The 19519-nt window shown below is 59.9% G+C and carries 17 protein-coding genes and 1 pseudogene; 10 read left to right on the top strand and 8 right to left on the bottom strand.

What is annotated here, in order from left to right; genetic code table 11:
- Positions 1-134: 134 nt before the first annotated feature.
- Positions 135-1178: an N-acetyl-gamma-glutamyl-phosphate reductase gene (gene argC / locus BFX80_RS17650; protein ID WP_077379784.1), complete on the bottom strand. Its 1044-nt coding sequence runs from the start codon at positions 1176-1178 to the stop codon at positions 135-137.
- Between the two features lie 245 nt (positions 1179-1423).
- Between argC and BFX80_RS17645 the strand changes: the two are divergent.
- The 6 genes and pseudogenes from BFX80_RS17645 (at position 1424) to BFX80_RS17620 (ending at position 8439) form a co-directional block, all read left to right on the top strand.
- A pseudogene (locus tag BFX80_RS17645) lies at positions 1424-3183 on the top strand (chloride channel protein).
- Between the two features lie 189 nt (positions 3184-3372).
- A complete protein-coding gene (gene hemJ / locus BFX80_RS17640; RefSeq protein ID WP_084209561.1) occupies positions 3373-3804 on the top strand; it encodes a protoporphyrinogen oxidase HemJ in 432 nt (143 codons plus the stop codon).
- Positions 3805-3818: 14 nt separating this feature from the next.
- A complete protein-coding gene (gene thiD / locus BFX80_RS17635) occupies positions 3819-4658 on the top strand; it encodes a bifunctional hydroxymethylpyrimidine kinase/phosphomethylpyrimidine kinase (RefSeq protein WP_084209560.1) in 840 nt (279 codons plus the stop codon).
- 251 nt (positions 4659-4909) lie between these two features.
- A complete protein-coding gene (hemL, locus tag BFX80_RS17630) occupies positions 4910-6202 on the top strand; it encodes a glutamate-1-semialdehyde 2,1-aminomutase (RefSeq protein WP_077379776.1) in 1293 nt (430 codons plus the stop codon).
- Between the two features lie 128 nt (positions 6203-6330).
- Entirely contained in the window at positions 6331-7908 is a 1578-nt protein-coding gene (locus BFX80_RS17625) for a bifunctional aminoglycoside phosphotransferase/ATP-binding protein (protein WP_240499628.1), read from the top strand.
- Positions 7909-8028: 120 nt separating this feature from the next.
- Entirely contained in the window at positions 8029-8439 is a 411-nt protein-coding gene (locus BFX80_RS17620; protein WP_077379774.1) for a hypothetical protein, read from the top strand.
- A 149-nt stretch (positions 8440-8588) separates the two neighbouring features.
- On the opposite strand, the gene BFX80_RS17615 is transcribed toward BFX80_RS17620, so the two are convergent.
- The 7 genes from BFX80_RS17615 to BFX80_RS17585 all read right to left on the bottom strand — a co-directional run bounded on the left by BFX80_RS17615 (position 8589) and on the right by BFX80_RS17585 (position 14594).
- On the bottom strand, positions 8589-9695 hold the full coding sequence (locus BFX80_RS17615; RefSeq protein ID WP_084209559.1) for a hypothetical protein: 1107 nt from the start codon (positions 9693-9695) through the stop codon (positions 8589-8591).
- 266 nt (positions 9696-9961) lie between these two features.
- Positions 9962-10450 (bottom strand): hypothetical protein, encoded by a 489-nt coding sequence (locus BFX80_RS17610; protein WP_136939501.1) that lies wholly within the window; start codon positions 10448-10450, stop codon positions 9962-9964.
- Positions 10451-10806: 356 nt separating this feature from the next.
- A complete protein-coding gene (locus BFX80_RS17605) occupies positions 10807-11643 on the bottom strand; it encodes a CsgG/HfaB family protein (RefSeq protein WP_077379767.1) in 837 nt (278 codons plus the stop codon).
- A gap of 27 nt (positions 11644-11670) precedes the next feature.
- Positions 11671-12084 (bottom strand): curli assembly protein CsgF, encoded by a 414-nt coding sequence (locus tag BFX80_RS17600; RefSeq protein ID WP_077379765.1) that lies wholly within the window; start codon positions 12082-12084, stop codon positions 11671-11673.
- 78 nt (positions 12085-12162) lie between these two features.
- Positions 12163-12666 carry a CsgE family curli-type amyloid fiber assembly protein gene (locus BFX80_RS17595; protein WP_084209557.1) on the bottom strand — a complete coding sequence of 168 codons (504 nt, stop codon included), beginning with the start codon at positions 12664-12666 and terminating at the stop codon, positions 12163-12165.
- Positions 12667-12677: 11 nt separating this feature from the next.
- Complete coding sequence (locus BFX80_RS17590) at positions 12678-13361, bottom strand: LuxR C-terminal-related transcriptional regulator (protein WP_077379761.1); 684 nt, start codon at positions 13359-13361, stop codon at positions 12678-12680.
- 582 nt (positions 13362-13943) lie between these two features.
- Positions 13944-14594, bottom strand: coding sequence for a LuxR C-terminal-related transcriptional regulator (locus BFX80_RS17585; protein WP_077379759.1), 651 nt, complete (start codon positions 14592-14594; stop codon positions 13944-13946).
- Between the two features lie 482 nt (positions 14595-15076).
- Between BFX80_RS17585 and rdgB the strand changes: the two genes are divergently transcribed.
- The 4 genes from rdgB (at position 15077) to BFX80_RS17565 (ending at position 19518) form a co-directional block, all read left to right on the top strand.
- Complete coding sequence (rdgB, locus tag BFX80_RS17580) at positions 15077-15697, top strand: RdgB/HAM1 family non-canonical purine NTP pyrophosphatase (protein ID WP_077380010.1); 621 nt, start codon at positions 15077-15079, stop codon at positions 15695-15697.
- Entirely contained in the window at positions 15697-16896 is a 1200-nt protein-coding gene (hemW, locus tag BFX80_RS17575) for a radical SAM family heme chaperone HemW (protein ID WP_077379757.1), read from the top strand. The genes rdgB and hemW overlap by 1 nt, the downstream gene beginning before the upstream one ends.
- A gap of 84 nt (positions 16897-16980) precedes the next feature.
- Entirely contained in the window at positions 16981-17643 is a 663-nt protein-coding gene (locus BFX80_RS17570; RefSeq protein ID WP_077379755.1) for an OmpA family protein, read from the top strand.
- Between the two features lie 240 nt (positions 17644-17883).
- A complete protein-coding gene (locus BFX80_RS17565; RefSeq protein WP_084209556.1) occupies positions 17884-19518 on the top strand; it encodes a 23S rRNA (adenine(2030)-N(6))-methyltransferase RlmJ in 1635 nt (544 codons plus the stop codon).
- Position 19519: the final 1 nt, after the last annotated feature.

Here is a 19519-nt window from a genome sequence, read left to right as displayed (position 1 = left end):
GAAGGAGTCGGAGGCCGGGCGCTGAAGACAGCGCCCGGCACGGTATAGAGAACGGAATGCTGCCTATTATCCCTATATCCGAGCAAAAGGGTCAACTTTGTCTGACGTGCTGCCTTGCTGGCGACACTGGCGGCTCAGGGCATCATCGCCGGCGCCCCGATGCCGGTCATCTCATCCAGGCCGAACATCAGGTTGAGGTTCTGGATGGCCTGACCTGATGCGCCCTTGACCAGATTGTCGATCACCGACAGCACGACCAGGGTGTCGCCATTGCCCGGACGATGCAGGGCGATGCGGCACAGGTTGGTGCCACGCACGCTGCGCGTCTCCGGATGGCTACCCAGCGGCATGACATCGACGGCGGGGTGATCGGCGTAACGCTGCTCGAACAGCGCCTGCAGATCTTCCAGCGTACCGCTGAAGCCGCTCAGGCGCGGATAGAGAGTGGAGTGGATGCCACGGATCATCGGCGTCAGGTGCGGGACGAAGGTGAGGCCGACCGCGCTGCCCGCTGCCATGTCCAGCCCCTGGGTGATTTCCGGCAGGTGACGGTGACCGGAGGCGCCGTAGGCCTTCATGGACTCGCCGGCTTCACACAGCAGTGAGCCGACCTTGGCACCGCGACCGGCACCGGAAACGGCGGACTTGCAGTCGGCGATGATGTTGTCGGTCTCGATCAGACCGGCTTCCAGCAGCGGAATGAGCCCCAGTTGCACGGAGGTCGGGTAGCAGCCCGGCACCGCGATCAGACGGGCTTCACGGATGGCGTCGCGATTGACTTCCGGCAGGCCGTAGACGGCTTCGCCGAGCAGTTCCGGTGCACCATGCGGCTGGCCATACCATTCGGCCCAGACGTCGGCGTCCTTGATGCGGAAGTCTGCGGACAGGTCGATCACGCGGGTGCCACGGGCCAGAAGGTCGCCGGCCAGCGCATGAGCGACGCCATGCGGCGTGGCGAAGAACACGGCGTCACAGGCTGCCAGCACCTCGGCATCCGGCTCGCTGAACGCGAGGGTGTCGTAGTGGCCGCGCAGATTGGGGTACATCTCGTCGACACGCACGCCCTTCTCGCTGCGTGAGGTGATCACGGTCACTTCCACCTGCGGGTGGCTGGCCAGCAACCTGAGGAGCTCCACTCCGGTGTAACCGGTGCCGCCGACGATACCTACCTTGATCATGCTGCCTCCCCGCTTTCGAGCGGTGTCCTGTTGATACGAATGTGACTCGTGTGTCCGGCTTGCTGATGCGACCTTTTGCGGCCTGTGCGCGAGACAGGCGTTGCGCCATGCTGTGCCGAGGTTGTCGGATTGTGCACGGTCGCGACGGTGCGCAATCGATATGATACACAGGTGTCAGGCGGGCAGTAATGTGCTGCCGACATGGATGTTCATCGTCATCGTCAGTGCCTTTCAAGGAGTCGTGAGTGTCACGCCTGTCGCGTCCGCATCTGCCTCGTCCCAGTCTCGACAATTTCCGGCGCAAGCTGGCGGCGGTCGATGCCCTTCCCCAGCTGTGTCTGCTGGGACTGATCGCTGGCCTGCTGACCGGCTCGTTGATGGTCGGTTTCCGACTGTTGCTGAGCGCGGGGGCACTCGGCTTCATGCCGGATGACAGCCCGGAAAACTTCGAGGGCCTGGCGCCCTGGGTGCGCGCGTCATTGCCCTTGCTGGCCGTGCTAGTGATCGGCATCGTGCTCGGTCGTCAGCATCCTGCTCAGCGCAAGCTTGGCATCGGTCATGTCATCGAACGCCTGACCTACCATCAGGGCAAGATGCCGCTGCGTGCCTGGCTCAACCAGATCGTGGTCGGGGTCGTGAGCGTGCTGGGTGGCCTGTCCGCCGGACGTGAAGGACCGGCCATCCACCTCGGGGCTGGCGCTTCCAGCTGGGTCGGGGAGCGTCTCAAGCTGCCCAACAACAGTCTGCGAGTGCTGGTTGCCTGTGGCACGGCCGCGGGAATTTCCGCCTCATTCAATACGCCGATCGCCGGTGTCATCTTCGCCATGGAAGTGGTGATGATGGAGTACACCCTGACAGGCTTCATGCCGGTGATTCTGGCTTCGACCGCGGGTGCGGTCGTCTCGCAGCTCGTCTATGGCGCCGAACCGGCGTTCGCGGTGCCTTCTCTGCTATTGCACTCGCTGCTGGATCTCCCCTGGGTCGTGATCACGGCACTGGTGATCGGGCTGCTGGCGGGAGGTTTCGTGCACCTGGCTCGGCAGCAGGAGCGTGCCGCGCGTCTGACATGGTCAGGACGGATGGCACTGGTGGGGCTCTCGACGGCCGCCGTGGCCTGGTGGTACCCGCAGGTGCAGGGAATCGGCTATGACAGCCTCGCCCAGCTGCTCGACGGTCAGCTGGCGCTGGATGTGCTGCTGGCGCTGGTCATCGGCAAGCTGATGCTGTCGGCGATATGCGTCGCCTGTGGAGTGCCCATCGGCATCATCGGCCCCGTCGTGGTGGCCGGTGCTGCCGCGGGTGCCCTGATGGGCATGCTGGGCGGCTGGATCTTGCCGGACCAGGCCTCGGACATCGCGCTCTACGCCCTGCTCGGCATGGCGGCGATGATGGGGCAGTGCTTCAGGCTCCGCTGGCGGCGCTGATGGCACTGCTCGAACTGACGCATTCTCCCAATATCATCCTGCCCGGCATGCTGGCCGTGGTAGTGGCGGGGCTGACCTGCCGCCAGCTGTGCCATTGCCAGGGATTCTTCATCTCGACGCTGACGGCGCAGGGCTTGCACCCGCTTCAGCAACCCTTGATGCAGGCGCTTTCCCGAGTCGCGGTGCCGGCGGTGATGGAGCGCTCCGTGGTCAGCGTGCCGCGGCGCATCACTCGTGAGCGTGCCCGCGCCCTGCTCGAGAGCAAGCCTGTCTGGCTGGTGGTCACGCGTTCGACGCCGGAAAAGCCGATGGTGGCGCTGCCGGCGGCGGATCTGGTGCGTGTGCTGATGGATGAGCACTGGCGAGAGCAGGAAGCGCTCGACCTGCTCGAGATTCCAGCCCAGCGTCTGGATCTCGCCCCGATCCATCTGCAGGCAACGCTGTCGGAAGCCTATGAGCGGCTGCTGCCGAGCAATGTCGATGCGCTCTATGTGGAGCACACCACGGCCCCGATGATTCGCAAGATTTCAGGTATCATCACGCGTGATGCAATAGAGAGCTACTATCGATACAAGCCGTGAAAGGGGCGATCTCGACCCGAGCGTGGTTCAGGTCGTCGGTATCGGCGCTCGACATCCGGCAGGGCTTCGGTATGTGACCGGATACCGCATGTGCCCGGCGCTGCGAACATGGCACCTTGTCGGCCTGTCGAGTTGAGTGACACTGCCCCTTTCCTTGTATCTTCCGCCCCTGACTGACGGAGTTTCCCCATGTATCTGTGGATCAAGGCGTTCCATCTGATTGCCGTGGTGTGCTGGTTTGCCGCCCTGTTCTATCTTCCGCGTCTTTACGTCTATCACGCCCAGGCGCGTGATGCCGGCGACATCAAGGCCATCGAGTACTTCAAGACCATGGAGCGCAAGCTCTACCGCGGCATCATGATGCCGTCGATGATCGCGACTCTGGTGCTGGGCATCTGGCTGCTGGCACTGGTGCCGAGCTTCATGAGCATGGGCTGGATGCACCTCAAGCTGGCCATGGTCGTGCTGCTGGTCGGCTATCACCATGCCTGTGGGCTGTACCTGAAGCAGTTCGCTGCCGACACCTGCAAGCGAACCTCACGCTACTTCCGCTTCTTCAATGAAGTACCGGTACTGATGCTGGTGGTGATCGTCATCTGCGTCATCGTCAAACCGTTCTGAGAGCCAGCGCTGCCATGACTGAGTGCCCAGCAAGACTGCCCTGTGTTCTGGTGCTGGCGGGACATGACCCCAGCGGCGGCGCGGGTCTGATCGCCGACAGTGAGGCGATTCGGGCCGGTGGTGGCTGGGCGCTGACGGTACCGACGGCGCTGACGGTACAGAATTCCAGCAATGTCCAGGCAGTGATGGCGCAGTCAGGCGAGTCGATTCTGGCGATGGCGCATGCCCTGCTCGATGATTTTCGGCCTCGGGCGCTCAAGATCGGACTTCTCGCCAGTCACGAAGCGCTGATGGCGACGGTTACGCTGATCGATGAACTTCGCCAGCACTGGCCCGCGCTTCCGGTGGTATGGGACCCGGTACTCAAGGCCGGCGGAGGCCATGAGCTCTCCAGTGAAGCGCTGATCCAGCAGGCGCGCGAAACGCTGCTGGCGCGGGTGGATGTCATCACGCCCAATCGTGGCGAGCTTGCGCGTCTGGCAGCCTGTCCTGAGGGTGCCGGCGAGAATGAGCTCGCCGAGCGCTTGCTGATGGAAGGTGCAGGCGCCGTGCTGGTCACCGGGACTGACCCCCTGGATCATGATGACGCCTCGCTCTCTGAGCCATCCGTCACCCATCGTCTCTATCGTCGCGAGCATGGCAGGCTGTCTCTGGACTGTCCGCGGCTGCCGGGCAGCTTCCATGGCAGTGGCTGCACTCTCGCCTCGCATCTGGCCGTGCGCCTGGCTCGTGGCATTTCGCTGGAACCGGCATGGCGTGCGGCACAGCAGGCGACCTGGCAGAGTCTGGTCGCTGGCCGGGAGCGCGAGCTCAAAGGCCTTGCGCCCGGAGCCCAGCATCTGCCCTGGCGCTAGCGGTCCTGCTCCTTTCATGCCGGCTTCCAGGCACTGCCGCGGCTGCATCCTGCCCGTGAGTCGCGTTAAGCTGTCGCCATCAAGCGCATCAGGTTATCCACAACGGCTGATGTCTCGCGGCTGGGTGCTCCCATCCTCGGCAGTTGTGGATAACGCGATGTCTCGTTTATCCACACCGTCTTGAGTCATCAATGACTCTTTCCCATTTTTCGCGGCCGTCGTGCCGCACCGTGTCCCTCAAGAGGTATGTCATGACCACGTCCGCTGCCCAGTTCGAACGCGCCAGCCGTCACATTCCCGGTGGCGTCAATTCGCCGGTTCGCGCCTTCAAGGGACTGCATCGTCCGCCGGTGTTCATCGATCATGCCAAGGCCGCCTATCTCTTCGATGTCGAAGACAAGCGCTATATCGATTACGTCGGTTCCTGGGGACCGATGATCACCGGCCATGCCGATGAAGACGTGCTCAACGCCGTGCGTGAGCGACTCGAGAGCGGTCTGTCCTTCGGTGCGCCCACCGAGATCGAATCCGAGATGGCCGAGCTGATCTGCGAGATGCTGCCAAGTCTCGACATGGTGCGCATGACCAACTCCGGCACCGAAGCCACCATGTCGGCGATCCGCCTGGCGCGTGGTTTCACCGGTCGCGACAAGATCGTCAAGTTCGAAGGCAACTACCATGGCCACTCGGACTCGCTGCTGGTCAAGGCCGGCTCAGGTGCATTGACCCATGGCGAGCCCAGCTCCCCGGGCGTGCCGGCCTCGCTCGCCGAGCACACCATCACGCTGGACTACAACGACGCCGAAGGTGTGCGCCGTTGCTTCGCCGAGCTGGGTGATCAGATCGCCTGCATCATCGTCGAGCCGGTGGCCGGCAACATGAACTGCATTCCGCCGGTGCCTGGCTTCCTGGAGAGCCTGCGTGAAGTGTGTGATGCCCATGGCAGCGTGCTGATCCTCGATGAGGTGATGACGGGCTTCCGTGTCGCGCTGGGTGGCGCTCAGGCGCATTACAACATCACGCCGGACCTGACCTGCCTGGGCAAGATCGTCGGCGGCGGCATGCCGGTGGGCGCCTTCGGTGGCAAGCGCGAGATCATGCATCATCTCTCGCCGCTGGGCCCCGTCTACCAGGCGGGCACCCTGGCCGGCAATCCGCTGGCGATGGCTGCCGGGGTCGCGCTGCTGCGCAAGCTCCAGGCACCGGGCTTCCATGCCGAGCTGACCCGCAAGGTCGAGATGCTGTGTGACGGCCTGGAGAGTCGTGCCAAGGCCGCCGGCATCGCCGCGATCACCCAGCGGGCAGGTGGCATGTTCGGACTGTTCTTCACGGATCAGTCCGCGGTCACCGATTTCCAGTCCGCCACGCGTTGTCGCCAGGAAGACTTCGCGACCTTCTTCAACGGCATGCTGGCAGAGGGAGTCTATCTGGCGCCGTCAGCCTATGAGGCAGGTTTCATGTCCGCCGCCCACAGCGACGAGGATATCCAGGCCACTCTTGAGGCTGCCGAGCGCGTCTTTGCACAGATGGCAGCCTCGGCCTGAGTCGGTCAGACGGTAGAAGCCGGTATCGACCCGCTCGGCAGGCTGCCGGGCGGGCCGCCATCCGGTACACTTGCCGCCAACGATAGCGATTGCGCTAATGACCCTATAGCCAGCTTGCCTTAGCGGAGATGACCTTGAGCCAGGCCCTGATTCGAGCCCTTCACACCGCCGATTGCTTCGATCACCCCGTGAAGGATATCGAAGTGCACGAGACGCACATCTCGTGGATCGTGCTGACCGGCGACTACGCCTACAAGATCAAGAAGCCGCTGGATTTCGGCAGCTTCCTGGATTTTTCCACGCTGGAGCGTCGCAAGCACCTGTGTGAACAGGAGGTGCGCCTCAATCGCCGTCTGGCACCGACGCTCTATCTGGATACCGTGCCGATTTCCGGTACGCCGGAGGCGCCACGCATCAATGATGAGAGTGCCGTCTTCGAGTATGCGGTGAAGATGCGTCAGTTCTCCAACCGGCACCTGTTCAGCGCCTTGCAGGCCAGCGGTGAGCTGTCGCTGGAGCTGCTGGACGACCTGGTCGATCAGCTGGTGGCCTTCCACGAGCAGGCTGAACGCATCCAGGGTGACAGTGATCTTGGCAGCCCGCAGATGGTCAGCCGTACCATCGACAATGAGTTCACGTTGATTCGTCCGCGCCTCGAAGAGGAGGCTGCGCTCAAGCGTCTGGCGCTGTTGCAGGAGTGGACGGAAGAGACCTTCCAGCGTCTCCAACCGGAATTCGAGCGTCGTTGGCAGGAAGGCTTCGTGCGCGAGACCCATGGCGACATCCATCTGGGCAACGCCGTACGTCACGAAGGCCGAGCCTTGCTCTTTGATGGTATCGAGTTCAATGAAGAGCTGCGCTGGAACGATGTCGGCTGTGATCTGGCCTTCCTGGTGATGGATCTGGAAGCCCGCGATGAGCCGGCCTTCGCCCATCACGCCCTGAATCGTTACCTGGAGCTTTCGGGTGATTACTCGCTGGTGCGTCTGCTGCCGTACTACAAGATCTATCGCGCGCTGATTCGGGCCAAGGTCGCGATGATTCGCTATCACCAGCCGGAGTTGAGTGACGCGGATCGTCTCGACGTGATGGCGGAGTATGAGCGCTATATCGAGCTGGCGGAGCGCTACAGCGAGATCCGCTTCCCGTACATGATCATCGGCGTGGGGGTCTCCGGTAGCGGCAAGAGTCGCTTCACCGAAGAAATGGTGCGTGAGCTGGGGGGTGTGCGCATCCGCAGCGATGTCGAGCGCAAGCGCCTGTATGGCTTTGCCGCGGATGCCGACACCGGCTCGGGTCTCAATGGCGGCATCTATACGCCGCAGGCGACGCATGCGACCTACGAGCGGCTGTCGAATCTGTCAGCCACCCTGCTGGAATCGGGAATCCCCGTCTGCATCGATGCCACCTGCCTGAAGAAATCACAGCGTGATCGTCTGCGTCACGAGGCAGAAGCCCGTGGCCTGCCCGTGCTGATGATCAGCTTCGAGGCCGATGAGGAGACGCTGCGCAGGCGCATCGTCAAGCGCAGTCAGCGTAGTGGCGAGGCGTCCGAGGCGGGGCTTGAGGTGCTGGACAAGCAATTGGCCAATCGTGAGCCGTTCGCTCCTGAGGAGCATGGTCAACTGATCCATATCGACACGACAGCGCCCAACGCTAACGTAACGTTGGCACGCTTGATCCGCGAGCAGCTTAGACTGCACTAAGCCCAACGACATGCTGAAAGGAGCATGGCGAGTGATCGTCATGCTCCTTTCATTTTTGGCAAATGCTTGCACGAATCCCCGATCTGCATTTGAGAACTCTGCATCAGATAAGGAAATACCATGCGTCATAATCTTGCACCTACCGCTGCCGTCGCCATCAGCCTTGCACTGCTCGCCGGTTGCTCAAGTCAGCCTTCCACGGCGGATCTGATGCGGGGGCAGGCAGAGGAAGCCAAGGCTGTCGCCCAGGTGCGCGATCAACTGGCCGACCAGTGGGAAGAGGGCAAATCACTGGTCGCGGCAGGTGAGAAACAGATCGTCAGTGGTGAAGATCTCGTCGATGACGGAGAAGCCAATATTCGCAAGGGCCAGGCCTTGATCGAAAAGGGCAACAAGCAGATCAAGAAAGGCAAGGGCCGTATCACCAGTGGCAACAAGCAGGTCGCCCAGGGTCGCAAGATGGTGGATGAGAGCCTCTCGACCTATCGCCAGTCTTTCCCGGAACAGTCCGTGACACTGGAAAAGAAGTAACCCGCCATCGCGATAATCATTTCGCAGCTGATACTGGAAGGCCGCTGACATTCGTGTCGGCGGCCTTTTCCTTTGATGGCATCACCAGAGCTTAAAAATGAAAAACCCCGCTTGCGCGGGGTTCTGTAAGACATCTTGGTTGGGCGTGATCAGTACTGCATCACGCTCGCCACGTTGCCACCGCCGGTCTGGGTCACGCTGGCGGTGTTCATCGCACCGGACTGCACGACGTGAGCACGGTTGGCGACGAAGCTCAGGATGCCACCTGCCTGCTGAAGGACTTCGGAGCTGTGGCCAGAGCCAGTCTGTTGGACGCGGGCGTGATCGTTGTAGCCAGTCTGGGTGATCAGAGAGTCACTGTTGGTACCACCTTGCTCGACGATGGCGTAGTTGGAATATCCGCTCTGACTGTTGATGGCCAGATTCTCGCTTCCCGTCTGGCTGATGTCGGAGTACTGCAGCATGTCTGACTGAGTCACCCGCGCAGTGTTGTTCGCATTGCTCTGATTGACGAGCGAGTCATGGGAGCTGCCGTCCTGAGTGACTCGTGCGACTTGATTTGCACCGGCCTGGGTGACGGTTGAATCGATACGTGAGCCGGTCTGGGTCACGACGGCAAGGCCCAGTTCACCGGTCTGTGAAACCGTGGAGTTGTTGAAGCGTCCTTCCTGAGTGACACGTGCACGGTTGTACTCACCGGTCTGCATCACATCCGAGGCGTGCTGGTAGCCGGTCTGGGACACCCGGGCAATCGCATAACTGCCTTGCTGAGTGGCCATGGAATCATTGAATACCCCTGTCTGTGTCACGACCAGAGTATTTTCACGCCCTGCCGGCGAGCCGCTGGCACCCTGCCAGGATTCAGAGTGGTTGGCAAAACCATCCTGGGTGACGCGGGTGAGGTGCTTGTAGCTCTTCTGGTTCAGGTCAACGGAATTGTAGGCACCCGTCTGATTGACGATACCGGTGTTGGTGCTGCTGTACTGCTGTGATTTTACCTTGTTGGCACCCCCCAGCTGATTGACGCGAATCGTATGATTGACGCCGTTCTGATAGGTGTTTGCCTTGTTGAAAGCCCCTGTCTGGTCAATATCACTGTCATGTGAGCTGTTGAGCGAGCCGCCATCTCGAGACGTCTGACCTACCTTGGCCTTGTTCATGAAGCCGGTCTGGTCGACATCCGATGTATTGTTGTCTGCCATGGCGTGAGAAGAGATGGCGATGGCAGCAGCGAGAAGGCTGATTTGAATCTTCATGGTAAGTTCCCTTGTATTGATATTGGTGTCTTCTGTTTTTTATTATGTATTACGTGTGATGCGTCCCCATGGCATGACGGAGATCATGCCGATACTGCTCGGTTGGCGCCGTACTTCAGCGCCGTGATATCAGAGGTTGGTGATGTCATCAGTCCAGCGTTGAAGGTGACATTCCCATTGAATTCGATGCCTTTGTTTCCAGCGCTTTATTCTCGTCTGTTCATTTTCAGCTTATGCATCCGAGAGCGTGATGAACTCAATCAGGTTCATTGTTGAATGACCTGGACCTGCATACGGCCGCGTGCATGCTGGATGATGCTGACGGGCACCTGACTGCTGCCCTGTTGAAGCAGCATCGCGCCTCCCCCCAGTCCGGTCTGCTGAATCAGCGCGGACTGGGAGATGCCCTGTTGCGCGATCAAGGCATCATGACCCTGGCCTTGCTGGAGTATGTTTGCCTCATTCAGGGTGCCATCTTGCAGGATATAGGCACTGTTTCCGCTTCCCTGCTGCACACTGATCGCCGTATTCATGACACCTTGCTGGGCGATCATCGAGACGTTGGCCAATCCATGTTGAGAGAGAGTTGCCTCATTGCGGAAGCCATACTGAGCAATGTCGGCGACGGAGCGGGATGACTCCAGTTCTGAACGGATCGCCAGGTCGCCCGCCATGGCAAGCAAGCTGAAGGTGGAAGCTGCGAATAATAATCCTGCCTGAGATAATCTCTGTCGCGGCTTGCTATCCAGACTCATGGTATCGACCTGTTTTGATCACGTTACTGATGGACTTACTATTGATCTTTACAGGAGCTGGTGCCATCAGCTGTTTTGAGGGTTATGAGAGTGAGAAGAGACTGTCTTTTATCGTCAATCTTGAGGAGGGAGTTAGTGAGTAATAATGGTGTCATTCCCAACAGAATGATGAGGTGGCTCGCTTCGCGAAGACTCAGACTATTAATACTTCAGAAATTCACTTTAATCTCATGTAATGTCAGGTGTTGTTTTTCTCAATGGTATCAATATGTTCAATGATATATAAAAAAGGCACCCTATAGAGGGTGCCTTTCATTACAGAAGAGCCAGCCGGATGTCGAGTGTCTTCGCTCGCGTTACAGCATTGGCGTGGGCGCCTGGAGATAACTCATCAGTTCCGACTTCTGCATGTCCGCCGGGTCTGCCAAGGCCCATAGCTGGCGCTCCACCCCTTGAGCAATCAGGTGGATGACAGCGGCCTCGATGGCCGACATCACGGCTAGCTGGACTGGCTCATTGTTGGTATAGCCTGTCTCCATTTCCAGCAATCGACTGAAATCGATGAAGCGATAGACGCCCGCTCGAAGCTCGCGAGAGTAGATCGTCTTGCTGGTATTGACGTTGGCGATGACCTGGCCGGTGGTGATATCCACTGCGCGCAGATTCACGGTCACCTGGTCGACCTGATACTGACCCGATGCCCCGATACCGAAGTACTCTGCCCCAGAGCCACCTGTCCTGACATTGGAATCAAAGGCGATGATGCCGCCTTCGAAAAGCAGGTTGGCTGCCTGCAATGCCTCAATATCCCCCTGGCCGGTTCTCTCCAGATTGGCCCGGATGATCTTGCGTTCCGTGAGCAGGTTCTGCAGGCCGACACGCTCCAGAGGAATGAACCAGCCGGAGTCGGAGAGAGCGGCACTCAGCATGGCCGCCCCTCCCTGGGTCACTGCCGTGGAGAAGGTACTGGCCGGAGCCGGTCGGTACTGGCCTGTCTGGTCCCGGAAATCGTAGATGGCGACGGGAATTCGCCCGGCTGGTGGCGGGAGATTGATCAGATCGTTGTAGGTGGTGGTTCTTGGCATCAAGGTGCTGGGCATCCCTGCCAGCCCCTCGGTATGCGCCACCATGGGAGCACAGCCCGCAAGCGCCAGGCCGGTCACGGCCATCAGCGAGGTAAGCATCTTCTTCATTCGCGATACCCTTCATCAGAAGTCGTGTCAGAACGCATTGCCTGAGGTGCCAAGATTGATGACGGTCGTTTCTCCGGTCGCACGATCCAGCACCTGCATGGAGAAACCGCCATTGCCGTTACTGACGACCTCGACACGCAACTGGGCGCTGTCGATCACGCTGGTACGGCCTGGCTCACTGGTATCGACGGCATCGGTGATGGCGTCGGAGACCAGGCTGTTGCGAAGGTCACTGATGAAGAGTTCTGTCTCTGAAAGACTGTCGAACGAGTAGGCATCGGGATCCTCATGGGTATCCTGTGCCTGGGCCTTGCTGAGCAGATAGCTGCCATTGAGAGGGTTGCCGCCGAAACTTGGATTGACGGGCTGATAGATGAGTTCGCCGGCATATAGCGGCATCGCCGATAACAGCAACGACACCGCGAGTGTCTGATGCTTCATGATGTTCCCCTGTTCCCTTGCACATTGTCAGGGTCTTCGTGATCGAAGCCCTTTTATTATGGATTCAACCTGTGCTTTTCAGAATTCATCGCCCGCCATGTCCGGATCGTCCTGGAGTGCTTCCAGCACCTTGCGACGCAGGAACTGGTTGGAGACGGTGGTAACGGCTGAGCTTGCGTAGAGGTCGACGTCATTCACTCTCGGGGGCAGGGTCGCCTCATAGAGAACGGTATTGCCCTCCGTGATCCAGATGAGGCTGCCCCAGCGTGCCGAAGGACGCTCGTGAATACTCAGAGAGGTGTTTCTCAGGGCTGGACTATCAAGGCGTTGCTGGCTGAATTGACGATAGAAGGTCTTGCCGATCATCGTCATGGTGCGATCTATTATCACCCCGCTCAGGCCATCACTGAGTCTGGAGCGAGGCCGCTGGATGGCGACCCCATCGTGGCCATCCGCCCGGGCCCCGCTGCCTTCGCTGGCAACCGAGACTTCTGGTTTCACCGCCTCCGGCGCTGATTGCGCGGAGGCATGCGACATCAGGGAAAGTGCCAGTCCCCATGCAAAGGCATGGTGGACAACCATGCCTGCGGCGCTCACGACATCTGTGCTCGACGAGCGATACGCGGTGTACGTGATACCGGCATGGCAAGGTTCTGGCGAGCCCAGTTCATGGCCTGGATGCGATTGTGCACCTTGATCTTGCGGAAGATGTTGTAGAGGTGTGACTTGACCGTATGTTCGCTGACGAACAGCTGGTCTGCTATCTCGGTATTGGAGGCACCCGTGCCCAGCAGGCCGATGATCTCTACCTCGCGCTGCGTCAGACCGCAGACGGGGCGATAGGCGTTCAGCTGCTGACGACGGTAGAAGTCCAGCAAGCGAGTCATCAGCGGGCGGGACATCCACATGTCGCCTTCCAGCAATTTCGCGATTCCCTTGCTGATCAGCGACAGACTATCCTGACGATAGAAGACACCCTGCAGGTGCGTGCTGACCAGCAGGCTTGCGGCCTCTTCCTCATCACTGATGTTGATCGCTGCCAGCTCGGCACTGGCATCCTGACTGGCATCAGCATCCCAGCGTTGCATCGTGGTCTCGTCGACGTGGTCGGTATCGAGAAGCACGATCGTCCTGTCTGCCTGCCCTGGGGTGTAATCCTCGTCGGGGCTTGCGGAAGCCACCTGACACTCAAGCTGCTGGCGAATGTAATCCATGAACAGCGCTGACTGCGGATTGCAGTCAGTCACCAGCAGCACCATTGCATTCCCTGTAATCATGGTGCGAGACCTCTGAGTTGTCTTACCGATTTTCTTGGCGGAGCCATTGCGAAAGTGGTTGGAGATGTTGCTGTGACGAGTGGCACTCCTCTGCGTCGGGCATTACGCATCGGGCACCCCTTTATATTTGCCTGATAGGCACGATAAGGCAACCTATATTCAGCACTTGCTAAACTATTAGATTTGTTATTGCTAAATTTGATATGGCGGATTCTGGAAAATAACAACGAAAACAGCACCTAATCCATGATAGGGGTATCTGTCGCCTGACCTTCATCCTGGTGAGTGCAATAAAAACCAGACCATTGCGCTTTTAGGGTTAGGGCTTCTGTTGGTACGAAGGTACCACAAGCCTAATGCCTTCGTGCATCGCTTCCATATCGTTGTGTAATAGGCCTTGTTTTTTTGTAACTGAAGGGTGCGGCCGTGACTGAAAAGCGACGCACTCTGCCAGGATTTCAGAACTAGATCACTCGAATGGAGTGCTTACTACCTGCAAGAGCCCTGCAGGAGTGCTGGTAGTCACTGTGTGATGCGTCGGTCTGGCCTACGCCAGTCGCTCGTATCAGATCGCCCCGAATTTCAGGTTTCCGGGTTCGGTGATCGATGGGGGGCGTGCTGCGGGAGGTAGAGATTGAGATGCTCGTGCGCCCACTCGATGGCCTGATGCCGGTTGTGAACCCTGATTTTACGAAAGATATTATATAAATGAGACTTTACCGTGTGCTGACTGAGGTTCAAACGTTGAGCAATATCGACATTACTCTGTCGAGTGGCGATCAGGGATAATATTTCCAGTTCCCTTTGCGTCAATCCCATGACAGGTTGGAAGGCGATCTGTTGTTGTTGACGATAATGACGAATCAGCGATTGCATCAATTTTCGCGATAACCATATCTCCTCGTCCAGCATCGCCTTTATACCCTGACTTATCTGAGAAAGATTATCATGTCGGTAGAAGATGCCGTTCAAGGGAACATGCAAAAGCAGGGCGATGGCAGCGTCCTCATGCTCGACATTGAATGCGGCTGACCTGGAAAGCGAGCTCCAGTGGGTCATCTTCGCCAGATCGCATTGTGCGCTGTCGATCAGCACCAGATTCGGCGTGGCAGGCGTGTCGGCCTCCCTGTCGCAGGCTTCCACGGAGCATTGAAGCTGTTCATGCAGATAATCGACAAACAGCTCAGTCTGTGGAGACAAGGCGGTCACGAACAGGACTTTGGTCGTTTGCATGGGGCACTCCTGCCGTGGTGTCAGAACCTGATGGAACGGTGACAGACCGAAGGATGTAGTGCTTGCCAGGTCAGCGAGTCATCACTCTCAGTCTAGACAAGCGTGATGAGGCGATGCCGTCCTTGGATAGTGCCAGATGGCATAAGAATCTCTCCTTTTTATTCTTTGGATTAGCCCTTTGGGATCAGTGGGTTGGGAGGAGCCCTGGGAAGGTGTCAGTCTTGGTGGGTAACAGGCATAGTGAAATCCCGTGTTGGGATGAGTGGAGATTGGTAAGCCATCGAGCATCCGGGGGCAGACGAGCTCAAGTGAGCCGGGTGATTTTCGTGAGGCTTCAATACCAGTTTGCTCAGTCAGAATGAAAGCTGCCCCGCGTGTACCTATCGGACTCACACGATAGAATGTGTCTTGTACCCTCTGCCTGTTTTCATGATGTTCTCGCAGGGTCGCACGTTTCTTCTGACACCACCCCGGAGATGTTCATGTCTGCCTCATCACTTGTGCTGGCCAGCGGCAATGCTGGCAAGCTGCGGGAATTCGCTCGCTTGCTGGCTCCACTGGGTATTGCCCCGATTCCTCAGAGCCAGCTGGGTGTCAGTGATGCCGAAGAGACCGGGTTGACCTTCGTCGAGAATGCCTTGATCAAGGCGCGTCATGCCGCCGCCATCACCGGACTTCCGGCGCTGGCCGATGATTCGGGGATCGAGGTCGATGCGCTGGACGGCGAGCCCGGTATCTACTCGGCACGTTTCGCCTCGCGTCGTCAGCAAGGCCAGGGAGATCAGGACAACAATGCGGCCTTACTGTCAGCGCTGGAAGGTGTGCCGGAGGAGGCGCGTACGGCGCGCTACTGGTGTGTGCTGGTCTACCTTCGGCATGCGGCAGACCCTGTCCCCATCATCGTGCAGGCCAGCTGGGAGGGCCGGGTGCTGACCGCTCCGAGTGGTGATGGCGGTTTCGGCTATGACCCCCTCTTCTGGTTGCCAGAGCAGGGCATGAGTGCGGCACAGCTTGAGGCATCCACCAAGAATCGACTCAGTCACCGGGGCCGTGCCATGCAACAGCTGCTTCAAGCATTGACCGCTGCAAGTGAGAGCGCTTGATGTCCGTCGAGTCGTTGCCGCCGTTATCCCTCTATATTCATGTGCCGTGGTGCGTGCGCAAATGTCCTTACTGTGATTTCAACTCCCACGGTGTGGGCCGCGATGCCCATCTACCGGAAGTGGAGTACATCACGGCACTGCTGGCGGATCTGGACCAGGATCTCCAATGCCTCCAGGGGCAGCCTGAGCGTGAACTGCAAAGCATCTTCATCGGTGGCGGGACCCCGAGCCTGCTGAGCGGGCAGGCCTATCAGCGGCTGTTCGATGGCATTCGCGAGCGCGTGGCACTGTCCGAGGGATGCGAGATCACGCTGGAGGCCAATCCCGGCACGCTGGAACAAGGCCGCTTCGCTGCCTATCGCGCTGCCGGCATCAATCGGCTGTCCATCGGGGTACAGACCTTCCAGCCGGAACAGCTCAGCGTACTGGGGCGTATCCACTCCGCACAGGAGGCCGAACGGGCGGTTGCCAGCGCACGTGCCGCCGGTTTCGACAACTTCAACATCGACCTGATGCATGGCCTGCCGGGACAGACATTGGAAACGGCGCTGGATGACATCCAGCGCGCACTGGCGCTCAAGCCCACTCATCTCTCGTGGTATCAACTGACGCTGGAGCCCAATACCGAGTTCTACTCGCGCCCCCCGGTGCTGCCGGAAGATGATCTGCTGTGGGACATTCAGGATCATGGTCACGAGATGCTGGAAAGCGGCGGATTCCGTCGCTATGAAATTTCCGCCTACGCCCTTGAGGGGCGAGGGGCACGCCACAACCTGAACTACTGGAAATTCGGAGATTATCTCGGCATCGGTGCGGGCGCGCACGGCAAGCTGACGCTGGCGAAGACGGACAGCAGCGGGAACTTCACTGGCGAGCTGCAGCTCCAGCGACGCTGGAAGAGCCGGCAGCCCCAGGCCTATCTGCGTCGCATGCAGGACCCGCGTGGCTTCATTGCCGGTCAGCAGGAGATCGCCCCGGAAGAGCTGGCACTCGAGTTCATGATGAATGCGCTGCGTCTGACGGATGGCGTCAGCTTCGAGGAGATGCGCCGCACGACCGGGCTTGAGCGCGAGGCCTTGGAGCCGGGGCTGAGTCTGGCGCGCGCGCGCGGGCTTATCGTTGAGGATGACGCGCTGTTGCGTGCCTCGCCGCAGGGCTTATTGTTCCTCAATGACCTGCTGGCCATGTTCGACACCTGAACGATCAGGCATGATCACACCAGAATGTGGCACTACGCCGATGTCGTCTTGCCATCCATGAGAGTGAAGATAGGGAGCGTTACCATGAAGAAGTCCGTACTCCTGGCCCTGCCGCTGGCAGCTGCCGTCGCGATGGCGGGTTGCACCACGACCAACCCGTATACCAATGAGCAGCAGACCTCCAGTACGGCCAAGGGTGCCGGTATCGGGGCTGTCGTTGGTGCCATCGCCGGGGCGACCAAGAGTGGCAACCATCGTCTCGACAAGGCGCTGATCGGCGCGGCAGCCGGCGCGGCAGCCGGTGGTGGCATCGGGTATTACATGGATGTCCAGGAAGCCAAGCTGCGTGATCAGCTGCAGGGCACCGGCGTCAGCGTGACCCGTGTCGGCGATCAGATCATCCTCAACATGCCGTCCAACGTCACCTTCGGTTCCGATTCCAGCACTCTGTCCGGCCAGATTCAGCCGGTCATGGATGGTGTGATCACGGTCCTCAAGGAATATGACGAGACTCGCGTCAACATCGCGGGCTATACCGATTCTACCGGTGCCAGCAACTACAACCAGAATCTGTCCGAGCTGCGTGCCCAGGCGGTCGGCAACTATCTGGCCAGTGGTGGCATCGCCTTCAATCGTCTGAACATGCGTGGTTATGGCGAAGCCAGCCCGGTGGCATCGAATGATACCCAGTCCGGTCGTGCACAGAACCGTCGCGTCGAGATCACTCTGACTCCGCTGGAAAGCTGAGTCTCAGCCAGCTGTCCTGACGGCAGCGGGTCGCATCGATGTTTCAGACAAGGCCTGCGCTTCGGCGTGGGCCTTGTCGTCTGTGAAGGACGGCTTTTGGGGTGACAAGTGACCATCTCTGCTATCCTTCAGCCCCTTCAGCGGTCTTCATCCATCGGTCACTTTGGTTGAAGCTACCGCCCCCAGATTTCTGTCCAGCCGGCATCATGCCGCTGACATCGCCGTATCAAGGAGGCGCATTTGCTCGCCTATCAGCACGCCTATCATGCCGGCAACTTCGCCGATCTCCACAAACACCTGCTGGCCAATACGCTCGCCGAGCATCTATTACGTAAAGAGTCGCCTGTTACGTTCATCGATACCCATGCCGGACGCGGCTGGTATCCCCTGGCGGCACGTGAAACAGAGCAATTGCGCGAGTATGAGCAGGGCGTGTTGCCAGTGTGGCAGGTGCGCGATCGCTGGCTGACGGACGCGGGCGAACCTGCCCCGGGTGCAACGGACAAGCCACTGGCACGCTGGTTGGCCAGGCTGGCCGACATGCAGCCCGAGAGTGGCAAGGGAGCGCCGTCCACGTTGAGCGTTTATCCCGGCTCGCCCTGGTGGTTGAGCCAGGCGTTGCGTCAGGGGGACAGGCTGCTGGCGTATGAACTGCATCCGGGTGAGATCTACCACTTCGACCAGGCGCCGGTGCAGCGTGACAGTCTTGGCAAGGTGATGCGCCGCCAGCAGGACGGGCTGTCTGGCCTGTTGGCAGCAGTGCCGGTCACCACGCCGCGTGTCGCGGTGCTGATCGACCCCAGTTACGAGCTCAAGAACGATTACCGTGATGTGGCGGATGTCGTGGTCGAGACGCTGCGCAAGTCTCGTCATGCCACCATCATGATCTGGTATCCGCTGCTGCCGGCCGGTCGTCAGCATGACCTGCTCGAGCGCCTCAAGAAGCAGTCGCCCGCGCCGATGTGGCGCAGCGAGCTGGTGATTGACTCGCCCGAGGGCGATCACGGCATGTATGGCTCTGGCATGCTGGTGATCAATCCTCCGTGGCAGTTCGATCGTCAGTTCTCTGATGCCATGCAGGAGGTGGTCGAGGTGCTCAAGGGCGCACTGCCGGCTCCGCAGTCCGTTGCCGTCGAGCACAAGGGCCTGTGGTGGTTGTCGGAAGAGGTCGCACGAGCGCGCAGCGAACCCAAGCCGATGCCGCGCGAGCGGTTGCTGGCGCTGCGCAAGCTCAACCAGAAGGTCAAGCGCGACGCCGACGTGGAAGTGACTCAGGCCAAGCCCAAGCGTGAGAAGCTCAAGCGCGGAGAAGGCTGGGCCAAGCCGCGCGTCCGCAATGACAGCGCGACGCCCAAGGCCAAGGGCAAGCGTCATTCCGCGACGGCCAAGCCGAAGACCAGCATCAAGGCGCAGATCAAGGACCAGGTGCATGGGCATTCCGCCCCCAGTGAGAAGCGGGTCAGCGAAAAGCCCGCCGAGCGCAAGTCGACGTCACGCCCCGAGCCGGCACAACCGCGTGGCAAGGGCGAGATGGCGGGCAAGGCTGCAGGCAAGGATTCTGCCAGCTGGAGCGACTGGTCTTCCAGCATGCCGGGCAAGGGGCGCCGTGAAGGCTCTACTCGCGTCAGCAAGCGCAGTACGCCGGCGATTGGCCGCGATGGTCAGGTCAATTCTTCCAGCACCACCAAGTTGCCCAGGAAGTATGCCGCCAGGCAGCGTCCTGAAGACACCAGCGACGTCGGCAAGCCGCTGGATGCCCGTGAGGCGCGTGCCCTGCGTGAGAAGCAGGAACACAATGCCATGAAGGGCAAGGCGACCAAGGGAAGCCCCGACAAGGGGCAGGGCAGCAAGCCGCGCGGTCCGCGCAAGCCCTGAA

Origin of the sequence: Cobetia marina, from assembly GCF_001720485.1 — a bacterium.
Classification (GTDB): domain Bacteria; phylum Pseudomonadota; class Gammaproteobacteria; order Pseudomonadales; family Halomonadaceae; genus Cobetia; species Cobetia marina.
Note: the sequence above shows the minus strand (reverse complement) of the source record. Positions and strands in the feature narration are given on the sequence as shown.